Raw genomic sequence first — 13,854 nt, forward strand, 5'->3', positions numbered from 1 at the left:
GCGTAGGGAGAAAAATCACCCTAGGCTGCGTTGACCCCACAGGGAGCCAGATCATAGGCATCAACGACACCCGTTCAGAGATCGTCGCGCTGCTGCCGCGCCTGCGCCGGTTCGCGCGCGCCCTGACGGGCAATGTCAGCGACGCCGACGATGTGGTGCAGATCGCCATCGAGCGCGGTTTGCGCAATCTTTCGCAGTACCAGCCGGGCACGCGCCTCGACAGCTGGCTGTTCAAGGTGGTGAAGAACGCCTGGATCGACGAGGTCCGCTCCCGCCAGCGCCGCGACCGGATCTTCGCCCCGGCCGAGGACGGCGACCATGTGGGCGATGATGCGGCCGGCGCCATGGATCAGCGCCGCCAACTGGCAGAAGTGGAGGCCGTCATGCTTGAACTTCCCGAAGACCAGAGGCTGGCTATCGCCCTGATCTGCGTCGAAGGCCTGTCCTATACAGAAGCGTCCGAGGTGCTGGACGTACCCGTGGGCACCCTGTCGAGCCGGCTGACGCGCGGTCGCGAGACGCTGATGGCCAGACTGGGAGGCCGCGCATGATTACGGCTGAAAAGGTCGTCGCCTATGTCGATGGCGAACTGGACGAGGCTGGTCGTGCCGAGGTCGAAGCCGCCGCCAAAGCCGATCCGGCCGTGGCCGCCGATATCGCCGCGCACCGGAGCCTGCGCGCAAAACTGGCCGCTGCGTTTGGCCCCATCATTGACGAACCGGTACCGGAGGCCCTGACTCGAAGTGCATCCACACCCTCCCTCCCCCGTGCATCGTGGGGAGGTGGCAGCGCCGCGCGCGGCGCTGACGGAGGGGTACGCCACCAGCGCCTTACTCGCCCACTGATCACCCAGATCACTGCCATGGCGGCGTGCCTGGTGGCGGGCATCCTGCTGACCTTCGCCGTCACCGCCCCGCGCGGTGATTTTACAGACGGATCAGGCGGCCTGATCGCGCGCGGCGCCCTCAAACAGGCGTTGGAAAAGCAACTGGCCGCCGACACGACCGAAGGCCGGCCACGTATAGGCATGACCTTCCGCGATGGCACGGGCGCGGTCTGCCGCACGTTTGCGACCGCTTCAAACGAAGGCCTGGCTTGCCGTAGTGGCAGCGACTGGCGCGTCGAAGTCGCTGCTCGCGCCGAGGCTAAAACCGAATTCACGCAGGCCTCGTCGCCCCTGATCACCCAAGCCGTCGAAGCGCGTATCTCTGGCGACGTCTTCGATGCCGACGCCGAGAAAATGGCCCGCGATGGCGGGTGGCTGCCTGATAGCCGTTAGCCTTTCAACCGATATTCAGTCGGCGTCAGGCCGGTCTCCTTGCGGAAGGCGCGGTAAAATGACGAGCGCGCATTGAAGCCGTGGTCAAAGGCGATATCGAGTACTCCCTTGCTGCCGTTTATGACATCAGCGGTGGCCGATTGCACCCGCCAGCGATTGACATAGTCGAAGAAGGACAGTCCGATAGATGTATTGAGCGCCTGTGAAATATGGTTGGCGGGCACGCGGATATGGCGCGACAGCTTGGGCAGGGACAGGTTCGGATCAAGATAGAGGCGGTCTTGCGCCATGGCCGCCTCAAGCTTCGCGGCGATGCGTGCCGTCTGCTCGCTTCCAAGCCCGGACTTCTGGTACTTGGTCGCCGGCCCTTCCGGCGCTTCGAAACCGGTCTCGACCCGCTGCAATCCCGGCCTCTGGTTCAGCCCCCAGAGCCCAAGCGACCAAACCAGCACCAACAGCAGGACCGCACCCAGCCATTCGGGCAGGATATCGATGTCCAATACATTGCGCAGGATGACGAAGACCAGTACGCCGACCCACAAGACCGCGATTACCGCGCCCACGCCTTCCAGGCCGCGCAAATCGGCGTGGTCGGTATTAGAAACCAGCATGCTCAGGCGGACACGATAGGCCGGCAGCCGGCGCATCAGGTCGCGCACCAGAAAGACGGCCTGGGCGATCCAGGCGACGAGCGTAACGCCCCATAGCCCCGCGACCGCCACGACATAGGCCTGCTTCCCCAGCGCCGCCGCCGGCGTCGTAACCGCGAAGTCCGGCACGTTAATATCGAACAGCACCAGGACAAGGCTCAAACCCGCCGGCAGCAGGTGGCCCAGATGGCGGCGCTCGATCCGCCAGGGTGCTTCGGCCGTCATGCCCTCGATCCAGATGCAAAGGGCCGGCCCCATGATGAGATAAGCCGGGACCGACAGTTCGAAAAAGGCCGGTTGTAGGTGCGGCGCGAACAGCGCGACCAGCGGCCCGCCCCCGGCGAGGCACAACGCAACAAACACCGCCGCCAGAAGCCCGCTGGCCGGTGTCTCGCGCGATCGCACCGCCAGGATTGCCGTGCAGAACAGTGCCTGCGCCACCATGCCCGCCGTCACGACCAGCAACAGGCTGTTCGTCATCTTTCGCTCCCCGATCTTTTTTCCCACGATTAGCCGCAGTCGCGTGCGCCAACAAGCGTCCGGCTGTCCCATCCCACACGCCGGGACATCGGGACACGTCCCAGCCAGCTCTACGGGACGACAGGCGTGGTCATGGCTGCCACGCTTGCCGCACCTCAAATGGGAGACACAACATGCAAAACTGGAAGACCAGACACCCCCTTGTCCTGACCCTGCTGTTCGCCGCGCTGGCCTATGGCTGGTCCTATCTGTGCTGGCGGCCGATACTCAATGACATCAAGCCCAACCTGTTCGGCATGGCGCCGCAATCGCTGGCCCTGATGCTGCTGGGCGGGTTCGGGCCGACGGCGGCCGCCATCATCCTGTCACTGGTCAGCGGCGGCCCGCGTGAGGTCGGCGCGCTTCTTGGGCGAGCCACACGCTGGCGCGTCAATGGCTTCTGGTACCTCCTCGCCTTCCTGTTTCCGCTTCTCGCTATCGGCGGCGGCGTCGCCATCTATGCCACCCTCGGCCACAATCCGGGTCCGGTGCGCTGGGATCACTGGTGGATCATCGCGGCCTTCTATGGCGTCGCTATTTTCCTAGGGCCACTGCTGGAAGAGACTGGCTGGCGCGGCTTTGCCCAGCCCGTCCTGTTCAATCGCTATGGCATCTTCGTTACCGGCATGATCACCGGCACGCTGTGGACCTTCTGGCATACGCCTTTGTGGTTCGCCGCCGAGGGCTCAAGTCTGTCGGGCGGCGGCTTGAACGCGGTCAGTCTGGGTTGCTACTGGCTGTTCCTGACCGGCCAATCGGTCGCGGCAGCGTGGATGATGTCCAAGGCGCGCGGCAGCGTCATCATCGCCATGATCCTGCACCAGGGGATGAATGCCGGCGCCATGGGCTGGCTGTTCTACGACATCCCGGCGGCCGACAAGCCGTGGGTCTTCGAACAGCTTCCCGTCATCGCCATCTGGGCCCTGGTCGGCCTGGGGCTGATGTTCGGCGCCATGCGCGGCCGAGTAATGGCCGCCGACCAAGATTAGTTACAGGGCTTGACGGCCGCGTACCGCCGCTGGAAGTCCGCGGCGATATCGGCCAGACTGACCGCGCTGAACTTCGCGAACAACAACGCCCTGGCTTCGGTCAGGGCGTCTTCCAGCCTGTCATTGACCGCCTGCTCGACTAAGCAGCGCGGATGGTCGTCGGCCATACCAAGGGCGAAGACCGCCGGACTGCCGATGGCGGCGTAAACGTCGTAAAGGGTCATGTGTTCAAGCGCCGTCACCAGCCGCCAGCCGCCGCCGTGCCCTTTTTCCGAGGTGACGTAGCCCTTGTCGCGCAGGCCCGCCATGGTGCGGCGGACCACGACGGCATTGGTCGCCAGCACCCGGGCAATATCGTCTGAAGTCATCGGCGTGTCGCGCTCGGCCATGTGAATCAGCACATGCAGCATGCGGGACAGGCGGTTGTCGCTGGCCATCATAAACTCCTCAGAATCGAAAGGGTTTCTAGCACAATCCGGCTTTCGTAACAATTAATGTTGCGTGAGCGCGTAAACGTGCTATCATGTAACAATGAAAGATACGAAAGGACATTACCATGCGTCTCTTCCTCTCCCATTCGGTGCGCTCATGATCGGCGCCCGCTCTCATGAACCGACATTCGACGTCGCCATCGTCGGCGGCAGTTTCGCCGGGGTCTCTGCCGCCATGCAGTTGGCCCGCGCCCGCCGCCGTGTCCTGCTGATCGATGCCGGCAAGCCACGCAACCGTTTCGCCGCGCACTCTCACGGCTTTCTAGGCCAGGACGGCCGACCGCCCGGCGCCATCATAGGCACGGCGCGCGACCAGGTCCTGGCCTATCCGACCGCGCGCTATTTTCACGGCGAAGCGGTCAATGCGCGCCCGGCCCGCGACGGTTTCGATCTCGACTTAAGCGATGGCCGCAGCGTGACGGCGCAACGCCTGATCCTGGCCACCGGCGTGCGCGACGAACTGCCGGACATAGCCGGTATCCAGGCGCGGTGGGGCGCATCGGTCTTTCACTGTCCGTACTGCCACGGCTTTGAAGTCGCTGACCGCCAACTGGCCGTCATCGCCAACCACGCCATGTCGGCGCATCAGGCGATCCTGATCGCCGACTGGGGGCCGGTCACCTATTTCACGCAAGGGCGCTTTGCGCCCGACGCAGCCGAACGGGCCCTGATGCAGGCGCGCGGCGTGGCAGTGATTGACACCCCGGTGGTCGAGTTGCTGGGCGCGGGCACCACCGTCGAAGCCGTCCGACTGGCGGACGGCGAGGTCATCGCCATCGACGCCATTTTCACCGCGCCCAAGACCCACATGGCAAGCGATCTGGCCGAGGCGCTCGGCTGCGGCCTCGACGACGGTCCCGTGGGGCCGTTGATCCGCACCGACGACATGAAGCAGACGACGGTCGAAGGCGTCTTTGCCGCCGGCGACGCCGCCGCCGCCATGTCAAACGCCACCATGGCCTCGGCCGCCGGCGTCATGGCTGGGGTCGCTGCCCATCGCTCGCTGATCTTCAGTCCTTCTTGATCAACATCGTCTCGTCGCCCAGGCCGATCATCTGCTTGTTGGCGGAGACGTGGAAGAAGTGGCTTTCGCGCCGGCCACTGTCGAAGGTGAGCACCAGTTCGTAGCCTTCGATGCGGTAGGTGCCCTGCAGGTCGGCGTCGGTTACGCCGGTCTTGCGGGAGCCGCCGCCGCGCATGGCGGCGCCAGGACCCGTAATGGTCGTCGCCGATCCCTTGTCGTCCCAGGTGTTACCGGCGACCACCGCCGCGTCGCCAAAGCCCGTTGAGCCACCGACAAAGCCGTGGCTGGAGCGGGTAAAGCGGCCGTCGCCGCGCAGGGCCAGCGAGCGGAAGCTGAAAGATCCGGCGCCGCCGATGATCTGGTAGCCCGAGGAGGCATGATAGCTGTTGTCGAGCCTGAGCCCGGCCGGCGAACGCGCCTCGACCTGGTCGTTTTCCGGCGTCGTAAACTTGCTGTCGCCCGGGAAGCGGAAAGCGTAGCGCGTGCCGGTCTTTTGCCACTGCCCCCACAGATTCGGCTCGGCGGCGCGGTCGGCAGCGAGGTCGAAATCGCCCGGCCCAACCTCGGGCAGCCCCTTGCGTACGCTTCCATCCTTCAGCACGAGGTAGCTTTTTTCGAACAGCGTGAATTGCGTTCCGTAATAGCCCTGGTACCACGACGAAACGACGGCCTCGATCTGCGCTTCCTTAAGCCCATTTCCGGGTTTCACGGCAGGTGTTTTTACCGTAGGGACAGGGGCCTTGGCTGCAGGCGCAGAGGCCTGGGCCACCTGACCGGCCGGATAGGCCCTGGGATAGTTGGCGCGGACATTGAAGCTGGTTTGCGTCCAGGTCGCCGGCGCCTGCGCACAGACCGTATCCGGCGCCCCCAATCCGGCCATGGTCTGCCACATGGATTCGCGCTTTGGAGCTATGGCCGCCTCGATCCTGGCCACGCCTTCGGACCCCAGGTCCGCCCGGACCGCGTCGACCTGCGCTTCGGTCCGCCATTTGCGGTAGGCGGCCTCGACGGCTGCCGTCTTGGCCGGTGCGGTTTCGCGGCAATAGTCGACCGTAACCGCGCTGAGGACATCGGTCCCCACCACGCCCATCCGGTCATTGAGAACCCCGGCATCTCCACCCGGCGCGGCAGCAAGGGCCGCAATGAGGCCCGCGGCATTCAGAATCATGACGTCATCCCGTTCGACGCCCCCGCCGGTCATTCTGGCATGAAGACATGACAAAGCGTTGTCAATCCATATGCAGTCTCTATCGGCGCTTAAGGAATATTTCGAGCGACATCAACGCCTTCCTAAGCATTGCCCGTTATGATCCATGCTTCTTCCGCACGCCGGAAGGCAAAGAATTTTGCCGCAGCCGAGTAAAAAAGTGTCCCCGACCACACCCAAGCCGACGTCCCGCTCCTCATCCGCCCAGTGGCTCCGCTTCAGCAACCTGAAGCTCGAAGCCACCGTCTTCATGCTGATCGCCCTGACCTTCGCCGCCGTGCTGGGCCAGGAAGCGATCACCAGCCGGCAACTCGACCTGCACGCCCGGGCGGCGCAGTACTATGCGTTCGTGTACGGCGACTACCAGGAAGGCGGAAAGTCGACGGCGACCTTCGATCAGGCGACGCCGCTCAAATGGTCGTGCGACCTTAAAGCCGGTGTGCAGTACGCCTATTGCGGCTACGGTCTGCATCTCGACGTCACCAATACCAATACGGGCGTCGATTTTTCCAAGTTCCAGAATATCAAGCTGCGCCTGAACTACCAGGGCGTCGGCGATCATCTGCGCATCGCCGTCCAGACGGCAGTGCCGAAGGAGCTGGTTCCTGACGCCAAGCCGGGCGACACCATCCCGCTGGTGGCCGAATTCACTGTCAAGCAGGGCGACAATGACATCGACCTGACCATGGAACAGTTCACCGTCGAAGCCTGGTGGCTGGCGGCGCATAACCTGACGCCCGACAAGGTCAAGCCGCCGCTCGACAAGGTCATGTCTGTCGGCTTCAGTTCCGGCTCCGCGACGCCCCACGGCCAGTTCACCGCCACCGTCACCGGCCTGGAATTCGAAGGCACCTCGCTGACGACCGCCCAATGGTACCTGGTCATCCTGGGCGCCTGGCTGGTACTCACCGGCGGCTTCCTGGTCTACCGCTTCCTCGGCATGCGCAGCGCCTATGAGACCCGCCAGCGCCGCCTGGCCGAACAGAAGGCTGTCCTGGCCAAGGCCCACGCCGCCGCCGAAAGCGCCTCGGCCGCCAAGTCGCAATTCCTGGCCAACATGAGCCACGAACTGCGCACGCCGCTGAACGCGATCATCGGCTATGCGCAACTGCTGAAGACGCGAAACCTCGATGACACCGAAATGTCGGCCGTTCGCACCATCCACCATTCCGGCGAACACCTGCTGACCATGATCACCGATATCCTCGATATCGCCAAGGTGGAGGCCGGCAAGCTGGAACTGCTGCCCGCCGCCTTCGATATCCAGGCATGCGTCACAAATGTCGGCCAGATGGTCCGGTTGCGTGCCGAGGAAAAGGGACTGAAGATATCGGTCGATATCGCCGACGGCGTGCCGCACACCGTCATGGCCGACCAGAAGCGCCTGCGCCAGGTGCTGATCAACCTTCTGGGCAACGCCATCAAGTTCACGAATGCGGGCGAGGTCCGCCTCGAGATCTCCGTCGTTGCGCTCGCCGAGGCCGAGGCCCGCCTGCGCTTCGACGTGGTCGACACAGGCCTGGGCATTCCGCCCGAGGATATCGGCCGCATCTTCCGGCCGTTCGAACAGACGGGCAATGCCGTGTCGCGCAGCGGCGGCACCGGCCTGGGTCTGAGCATCACGCACCAGATCGTCGAGATGATGGGTGGTACGATCGGCGTCGAAAGCACGCTGGGCCAGGGCAGCCGCTTCAGCGTCGAGCTGCCCCTGCCCCTGTCCGCGGCGAACGATGGTGACGCGCCCGCCGTCGAGAACAGCCACCGCTACGACATCCTGATCGCCGACGATACCGACAGCAACCGCACGCTGCTGCGTTCCGCGCTCGAAGCCCAGGGCTTCCGCGTCCGCGAGGCCTGCAACGGTGCCGAGGCCATTACCCTGATGCGGGCTGTCCGGCCGGATCTGGTGCTGATGGATCTGCGCATGCCGGTCATGGACGGGCTCGAAGCCATCCGCCACATCCGCGCCGACAAGGGCCTGTCGGTCGTGCCGGTCATCGCCCTGTCAGCCAACCCGTCACCGGAAAAGGACGTCCTGGCGTGCGAGGCCGGCGCCGACCGCATGCTGCCCAAGCCCGTCGAACTGGCCGCTCTCAGCGCCATGGTCGCGGAATTGCTGAAAGCCGAACGTACCGAAGCCCCCGAGGAACAGGCCGTCATCGCCCCGCCAGCCGAGGTGCTGGAACGCTTGCTGGGCCTGGCGCGGACGGGCAATCTGCGCGCCATCCGCAAGGAACTGCCGGCGGTGACGCAAACGCATCCGGACAGCGCTGGCTTTGCCGAGCGACTCGATGGCCTGTGCGCCGCCTATCAGTCGCCCGCCGTCCTGCGCCTGATCGAACAGTATTCGGACAAGGCGGCTGCATAAAAAAGGACTGCCGGGGCGACCCAGGCAGTCCAGTTGCAAGCAACTTCCACGGGGAGCGGAGGCGCTTTTCCTAATCCTGTGGCCAACCGGCGAAGAAGGTCCTGCGTACGGCGTGGATGCCCGCGCCGTCCTTCCAGGTGATGCCGATATCGCGGTGCGCCGCGCCCGGCCCGTGCGAACCTGTCTCATAAAACCGTGAGTCCTGCGGCCTGAAGACGGCCGTCTTGGTGCCATCGCGCGCCGTGCCGTTCATCGTCGTCCAGTGATCCGGGTGGATGTGCCTGTCCATGAAGCAGTCGATGAAGCTGGCCTGCCCTACCGCATTCGGATCGGCATAACGGCCATCGGCAAAGGTCGTCGTCGGGTGCCACGGCCGTCCCAGCGCCACCGAGGCATCGGGCACGCCCGCCTCACGCGTCAGCTTTGAACGATAGATGACGATGCCGATGGGCTGTGAAAGCTGGGTCGACGGCGCGGTGATAAAGGAATGGAACTCGCCGGGCGCCAAGGTTGCCGCGCGATTGCGGGTGATGATCTCGCTGTCCTCGATCAGCACCTGGCCATTGCCGAAGATGAAGTCGATACTGCCCGAGATGGCGCTATCTTTAATGAAGACGCGCTTGCCATTGGCAAACAGGGTGTCCTGATTGCCGGTGAGCTCCGATTTCAGCACCTTGACGCGGTCGCTGTGGATGTCGAGCAGCAGCGTCACGCCCTGACTGTTGCCGATCTTCTTCGGGTCTCCGTCGGGTAAACCGTCATTGGCGAGGTAATCGAAGGTGTTCTCGACGGTCAGGCCCTCGACCGTGACGTCTTCGGCATCGATGGTCAGGGTGGCGGAACCCGGCGTGCCCCAGTTGTTGCGATGGTACTTGCCGGCGGTCTGGGCCACGGCGTCGAAATGCAGCCGGGTCTTGCCTGCGCCCTTGCCGCGCAGGGTCAGTTTCGGGCGGCTGATCGTGACCTTTTCATAATAGGCGCCGGCAGCGACATCGATGGTGAGCCATTGGCCCGAAGCGTCACGCCCGGCGGCGTCGACGGCCGACTGAATGGTTGCAAAGCAGTTGGCGCGCCCATCGCAGTCGCTCTTGACGGTGTAGGTGTGACTTGCGTCCGGCAGCGACGCGCAACCCGTCAGGGCAAGCAAAGCAAGGAGATAGAGCTTCATTTTACGGCCTTCAGAAAGCTGTCCATCTTGTCGACGATCTGCGTCTGCCACGGATCGAACAGCCAGACATCGTGCGGCGCATTGGCGAATTCGAGATAGTCATGAGCGATGCCAAAACGGTCGAGCGCGGCCTCGACCTTCTGCCGGCCGACGGTAAAACGCATAAGGCCGCTGGAGATGATAAGCGTCGGCGGAGACTTGGCGCCGACGTGGGTCGCGGCGCTGGCTTCGGCCCAGGTATCGCCGGCCTTTTCCCATGAACCGCCGAGCCACAGTCCGGCCGCCGAGGTATCGCCCCTGGCGTTTTCGAACTTCAAGGCTTCCGGGTCGGTGAAGTCGAGCACGCCGTCAAGGTCGATCACGGCATTGACGCTGGTGTCGCTGCCGGGCTGTTTGAAGAGGTCCTGATCGGCCGTATAGGCCAGAAGCGCCGCCATCTGGCCGCCCGATGAGGCGCCGCCCAGAGCGAGCTTGGCGAAGCCAAAGTCTTTGGCGTTGGATTTCGCCCACAGGATGGCGTCATTGACGTCGATCAGGCTGGTGGGATAGCGGGCTTCGGCCGACAGGCGGAACTCCGGCAGGATCACGGTGTAGCCGCGCTGGGAGAGACGGTTGGCCAGGGCGTAGAAGTGCGACTTGTCGCCCGAGCGCCACCCACCGCCGTGGATGAGAACGATCCCCTGCCCGTTGGGTTTTGCCGGCAGGAAGACATCGGCATGCAGTTCGCGTTCACCGTCACGTTTGTAGCGCTGGTCGAAGAGGATTTTCTGGCCGGTTTGCGGCTCGACGGCAGGCCAGGCAATGCCAGGGTATTTGTCCTTATAGCCGTCGAAGCGCTGGGAGATGGTGTAGCCATCGTCGATCGGGCGCAGGTCGGCTGCGGTGGCCGCGCATGAAACCAGCATGAGAGCAGCAATCGCCGCAAATGTCTTCATCATCCCGCTCCAACTTAAATCCCCTCTCCCCGCTTGCGGGGAGAGGGTTAGGGTGAGGGGCAAACGGACATTGCGGCGCTCTCTTGGCGTCTAAAGGCCCCTCACCCGATCGCCTTCGCCTTGCTCGGCTCTCGTCCTCTCCCCGCAAGCAGGGAGAGGTAAGATTTAAAGGCTCTTCTCCCCGTGAAACGGGGAGAGGAGAAGAAAGCACGAGCCTAGTACTTGTACCTTACCCCAACAACCCACTGGCTGCCGGTATGAGTGTATTCGCGCGTCAGGTCCATCACGCCCGTATCGCCGGTACCGTAGATGCGCTCGACTTCATCCGTGATGTTGATCCCTTCCAGCGTCAGGGTCAGGTTGTCATTGATCTTGTAGAAAGACGCAAAGTCGACATGGGTCGGACCGTACTTGCGTTCCTGGACGTGGCCATTGCCGCCCGGCTCGCTGATCAGGTAGTCGTCACGCTTGTTGACCGATACCCGCGCCCCCAGTTGCTCGGTGTCATAATAGAGCGTGAAGTTGTACGAATTCGGCGACAGGCCGGTCGAATCCTTGGCTTCGACATGCGTATAGTTCGACGCCACGCCCAGGTTCGACCACAGGCCCGGCAGGAAGGTCAGCGGCTGGTTATAGGTCAGCTCGAAGCCCTTGACGCTGTTGCCGTCATCGCTGTTGACAGGGATGGTAAAGGTATAGGGCACAGTCGCCGGATCGGCGTTGTAGGATGTGTCATACAATGGATCGGCATAGATGGCCGGCCACAGCGACGGATCGATCATCTGGGTCACGACGTCGGTCTTGAGCGACCTCACGATGTCCTTGTTGAACACCGCCAGCGACAGCAGGCCTTCGCGGCCAAAGTACCATTCAACGCTCAGGTCGGTATCGTTCGACTCGTAGGGCTTCAACGACGGATTGCCGACATTGCCGACCGTGCGCGTCGTATAGCCGAAGACCGGCCCGGCGATATTGAGCGTCGACAATCCCGGACGCGTCATGCTGCGTCCGTAGGCGGCGCGCACCACCAGGTCGGAACGGACATCCAGCGCCAGGTTGATCGACGGCAGGTAGTTGTCGTACGACACCTTGGTTTCGACAGGCGTACCCTTGACCACCGCCGACGAGGTCACATTGGTGCGGACAAAACGAAGACCGGTATTGGTCCGCAGGCGCATGCCGGCCACGTCGTATTCGCCGTTCATTTCGGCATAGGCGCCGATCGTTTCTTCGCCGACCTTCCAGCCGGCGCCGACGTTGTCGGTATAGCCCGGCGCGACGATCCCCGCCGCCGCGATAGCGTCGAAGTCGGCGACGCGGAACTTTTGCAACTCGCCGTCCAGCCCCTTGCCGAAGTTATCGATCGGGAAGGCCATGGTATAGGCCGACGGGTTGAAGGTCGGCGCGGCGCCCAGACCTTCGGAATAGGCAACCGTGCGGTCGTTGTAGTTCAGGCCCGCCTTGATATTGAAGCTGTCGGCCTGATAGGTCGCGTCGAACTTCGACGTCAGGTTCTGCTTTTTGACATTGTTGATGCGGTTCGACGCCGTCTGGGCGTTGATATAGTTGGACGCCAGGTTTGGATCGTAACCGCCGAAGCTGACTTCCGGAATATATTCGTTGTCGCGGTAGTCGTAAGAATAGGCGTGCGGCACCGAGCGGTAATAGAAGCGCAGTTCGGTGCGGTCGGCGTCATCCGTCGCCTGGCCGATCATGGCATCCAGGGCCAGCCTGTCGGTGACCTGGAACTTGCCGGACAGCACGACCTGATCGAAGGACGACTTCGATTCCTGATGGCGGCTTTCGTACCAGGAGGTCACGTCGTTGAAGCTGGCGGCCACCAGCGTCTTGCCGTCGGCGCCGATGGTGAACGACACCGGCGTCTGGCCGGTAAAGTTGCCGGCCGGACCGTGGGTCAGCAGCCACTCCATCGAGTTGTAGCTGAAGCGGTCATTGGTCAGCTCCGAATGCAGCAGGTCGAGCGTGATGACCGCGCTGTCCGAGGGCTTGTACTGTAACGCTCCCGTCAGGCCGACGCGCTTCTGGTCGTTACCGAAGAAGTCGGCGCGCGGCAGGCGCGGCGCCCACAGGCAGTCAAGCGGATCGGCAGCGCCGCACGCCGTCGACGGCGTGCCGGTAACGGTCGGATTGGTGTCGGCCCACGAGTCGCCATTGGCCCTGGGCGAGGTCCAGCGTACGCTGGAATAGCCTTCCTGATGGACAGTGCGGTTCGACACCGCGGCCGAGAACAGTGTCCCCAGCTTGCCGTCCATGAACTTTTTGCTGACCAGGAAGGCCAGGCGCGGATCGGCCTTTTCGGTCAGGGAATTGTAGTTGGCCTGGGCCGAGGCCGTCAGGGTGAAGTCGTCACGGAAATCGAACGGACGCGCCGAATAAAGACCGACCGTGCCGGCGATGCCGCCCTCTTCGGTCGAGGCCTTCTGCGTCTTTTCGATGTCGATGCGGTTGAACAGTTCCGACGCGAACAGATGGAAGTCAAAGGCGCGCCCGGCATTGAGCGTCACGCCGCCGGTGTCGAGGCCGTCAGAGCTGGCCGGCACCTCCATGCCGTTCAGCGTGGTGCGGGTAAAGTCGGGCCCGAAGCCGCGCAGGGTAATGTTGCGCCCCTCCCCGCCTTCGCGCGTCATGGCGACGCCCGGCACGCGCTGGAGGGATTCCGCCAGGTTGAGGTCCGGCATCTTGCCGATGTCCTCGGCGACGATGCTTTCGATGCTGTTGGCGGCCTTGCGCTTGATGCCGCGCGCCTTGTTGAGCGATCCGCGGATGCCGGTGACGACGACCTCTTCCGACTCGACCGCTTCCGAAGCGGCCTCGCCGGCCGGCAGGGCCGCGCTGGCCGGGATGATCTGCGCCGGTTGCGCGCCTTGCGCCGCGGCCAGGACGATAACGCCGTTCGACTGCGTCACCGGTGTCATGTTCGTGCCGTTCAGCAGGCGCGACAGGCCTTCGCGCACCGGCATGGTGCCCTGCACGGCCGAGGTGCGCTGGCCCGCGACGAGCTTTTCAGGCGCCACCAGTTGCAGGTCGGCCTGCTCGGCGAATTGTTGGATGCCCTTTTGCGCCGCCTGGGCGGGGACATTGAACGTCTTGACCTGCGCGACCGCAGGCATGGCGGAGACCATCAGCAGGGTGGTTCCCGCCAAAAGCCAGTGTCCGGAAAGCACGCGTGCGTTCCTCATGAAGTTCCTCCTGTTTCGTGCTGG

11 protein-coding genes are annotated in these 13,854 nt (G+C 63.8%); 5 read left to right on the plus strand and 6 right to left on the minus strand.

The window, feature by feature from the left end; translation table 11 throughout:
• The first annotated feature begins 92 nt into the window (after positions 1-92).
• Positions 93-551 (plus strand): RNA polymerase sigma factor, encoded by a 459-nt coding sequence (locus J2X24_RS06850; protein WP_281064935.1) that lies wholly within the window; start codon positions 93-95, stop codon positions 549-551.
• Positions 548-1,279, plus strand: coding sequence for an anti-sigma factor family protein (locus J2X24_RS06855; protein WP_209718617.1), 732 nt, complete (start codon positions 548-550; stop codon positions 1,277-1,279). Before J2X24_RS06850 ends, J2X24_RS06855 begins: the two co-directional genes overlap by 4 nt.
• On the opposite strand, the gene J2X24_RS06860 is transcribed toward J2X24_RS06855, so the two are convergent.
• Positions 1,276-2,409 carry a helix-turn-helix domain-containing protein gene (locus tag J2X24_RS06860; protein ID WP_209718619.1) on the minus strand — a complete coding sequence of 378 codons (1,134 nt, stop codon included), beginning with the start codon at positions 2,407-2,409 and terminating at the stop codon, positions 1,276-1,278. The two genes, J2X24_RS06855 and J2X24_RS06860, sit on opposite strands and share 4 nt — an antisense overlap.
• 173 nt (positions 2,410-2,582) lie before the next feature.
• Here J2X24_RS06860 and J2X24_RS06865 point away from each other — a divergent pair, with 173 nt between their 5' ends.
• Positions 2,583-3,437: a CPBP family intramembrane glutamic endopeptidase gene (locus tag J2X24_RS06865; protein WP_209718622.1), complete on the plus strand. Its 855-nt coding sequence runs from the start codon at positions 2,583-2,585 to the stop codon at positions 3,435-3,437.
• On the opposite strand, the gene J2X24_RS06870 is transcribed toward J2X24_RS06865, so the two are convergent.
• Complete coding sequence (locus J2X24_RS06870) at positions 3,434-3,874, minus strand: Rrf2 family transcriptional regulator (RefSeq protein ID WP_209718625.1); 441 nt, start codon at positions 3,872-3,874, stop codon at positions 3,434-3,436. The two genes, J2X24_RS06865 and J2X24_RS06870, sit on opposite strands and share 4 nt — an antisense overlap.
• 151 nt (positions 3,875-4,025) lie before the next feature.
• On the opposite strand from J2X24_RS06870, the gene J2X24_RS06875 reads away from it, so the two are divergent.
• Complete coding sequence (locus J2X24_RS06875; RefSeq protein WP_209718629.1) at positions 4,026-4,952, plus strand: NAD(P)/FAD-dependent oxidoreductase; 927 nt, start codon at positions 4,026-4,028, stop codon at positions 4,950-4,952.
• On the opposite strand, the gene J2X24_RS06880 is transcribed toward J2X24_RS06875, so the two are convergent.
• On the minus strand, positions 4,939-6,120 hold the full coding sequence (locus J2X24_RS06880) for a hypothetical protein (protein ID WP_209718632.1): 1,182 nt from the start codon (positions 6,118-6,120) through the stop codon (positions 4,939-4,941). The genes J2X24_RS06875 and J2X24_RS06880 overlap by 14 nt on opposite strands.
• A gap of 199 nt (positions 6,121-6,319) precedes the next feature.
• Here J2X24_RS06880 and J2X24_RS22830 point away from each other — a divergent pair, with 199 nt between their 5' ends.
• Positions 6,320-8,527, plus strand: a complete 2,208-nt coding sequence (locus J2X24_RS22830; protein ID WP_209718635.1) for an ATP-binding protein — start codon at positions 6,320-6,322, stop codon at positions 8,525-8,527.
• Between the two features lie 70 nt (positions 8,528-8,597).
• Here the strand turns inward: J2X24_RS22830 and J2X24_RS06890 are convergent, their stop codons facing one another.
• The 3 genes from J2X24_RS06890 to J2X24_RS06900 all read right to left on the minus strand — a co-directional run bounded on the left by J2X24_RS06890 (position 8,598) and on the right by J2X24_RS06900 (position 13,830).
• Positions 8,598-9,695, minus strand: a complete 1,098-nt coding sequence (locus J2X24_RS06890) for a pectinesterase family protein (protein ID WP_209718638.1) — start codon at positions 9,693-9,695, stop codon at positions 8,598-8,600.
• Entirely contained in the window at positions 9,692-10,633 is a 942-nt protein-coding gene (locus J2X24_RS06895; RefSeq protein ID WP_245344508.1) for an alpha/beta hydrolase, read from the minus strand. Before J2X24_RS06895 ends, J2X24_RS06890 begins: the two co-directional genes overlap by 4 nt.
• A 212-nt stretch (positions 10,634-10,845) precedes the next feature.
• Entirely contained in the window at positions 10,846-13,830 is a 2,985-nt protein-coding gene (locus J2X24_RS06900) for a TonB-dependent receptor (protein WP_209718642.1), read from the minus strand.
• Positions 13,831-13,854 lie beyond the last annotated feature (24 nt).

Source organism: Asticcacaulis solisilvae, assembly GCF_017875235.1.
GTDB lineage: Bacteria > Pseudomonadota > Alphaproteobacteria > Caulobacterales > Caulobacteraceae > Asticcacaulis > Asticcacaulis solisilvae_A.

Excerpts from the sequence above, each read along its gene's own strand:
- J2X24_RS06855 (WP_209718617.1), top strand. The coding sequence starts at position 548 with ATGATTACGGCTGAAAAGGTCGTCGCCTATGTCGATGGCGAACTGGAC.
- J2X24_RS06860 (WP_209718619.1), bottom strand. The coding sequence starts at position 2,409 with ATGACGAACAGCCTGTTGCTGGTCGTGACGGCGGGCATGGTGGCGCAG.
- J2X24_RS06865 (WP_209718622.1), top strand. The coding sequence starts at position 2,583 with ATGCAAAACTGGAAGACCAGACACCCCCTTGTCCTGACCCTGCTGTTC.
- J2X24_RS06870 (WP_209718625.1), bottom strand. The coding sequence starts at position 3,874 with ATGGCCAGCGACAACCGCCTGTCCCGCATGCTGCATGTGCTGATTCAC.
- J2X24_RS06875 (WP_209718629.1), top strand. The coding sequence starts at position 4,026 with ATGATCGGCGCCCGCTCTCATGAACCGACATTCGACGTCGCCATCGTC.
- J2X24_RS06880 (WP_209718632.1), bottom strand. The coding sequence starts at position 6,120 with ATGATTCTGAATGCCGCGGGCCTCATTGCGGCCCTTGCTGCCGCGCCG.
- J2X24_RS06890 (WP_209718638.1), bottom strand. The coding sequence starts at position 9,695 with ATGAAGCTCTATCTCCTTGCTTTGCTTGCCCTGACGGGTTGCGCGTCG.
- J2X24_RS06895 (WP_245344508.1), bottom strand. The coding sequence starts at position 10,633 with ATGATGAAGACATTTGCGGCGATTGCTGCTCTCATGCTGGTTTCATGC.
- J2X24_RS06900 (WP_209718642.1), bottom strand. The coding sequence starts at position 13,830 with ATGAGGAACGCACGCGTGCTTTCCGGACACTGGCTTTTGGCGGGAACC.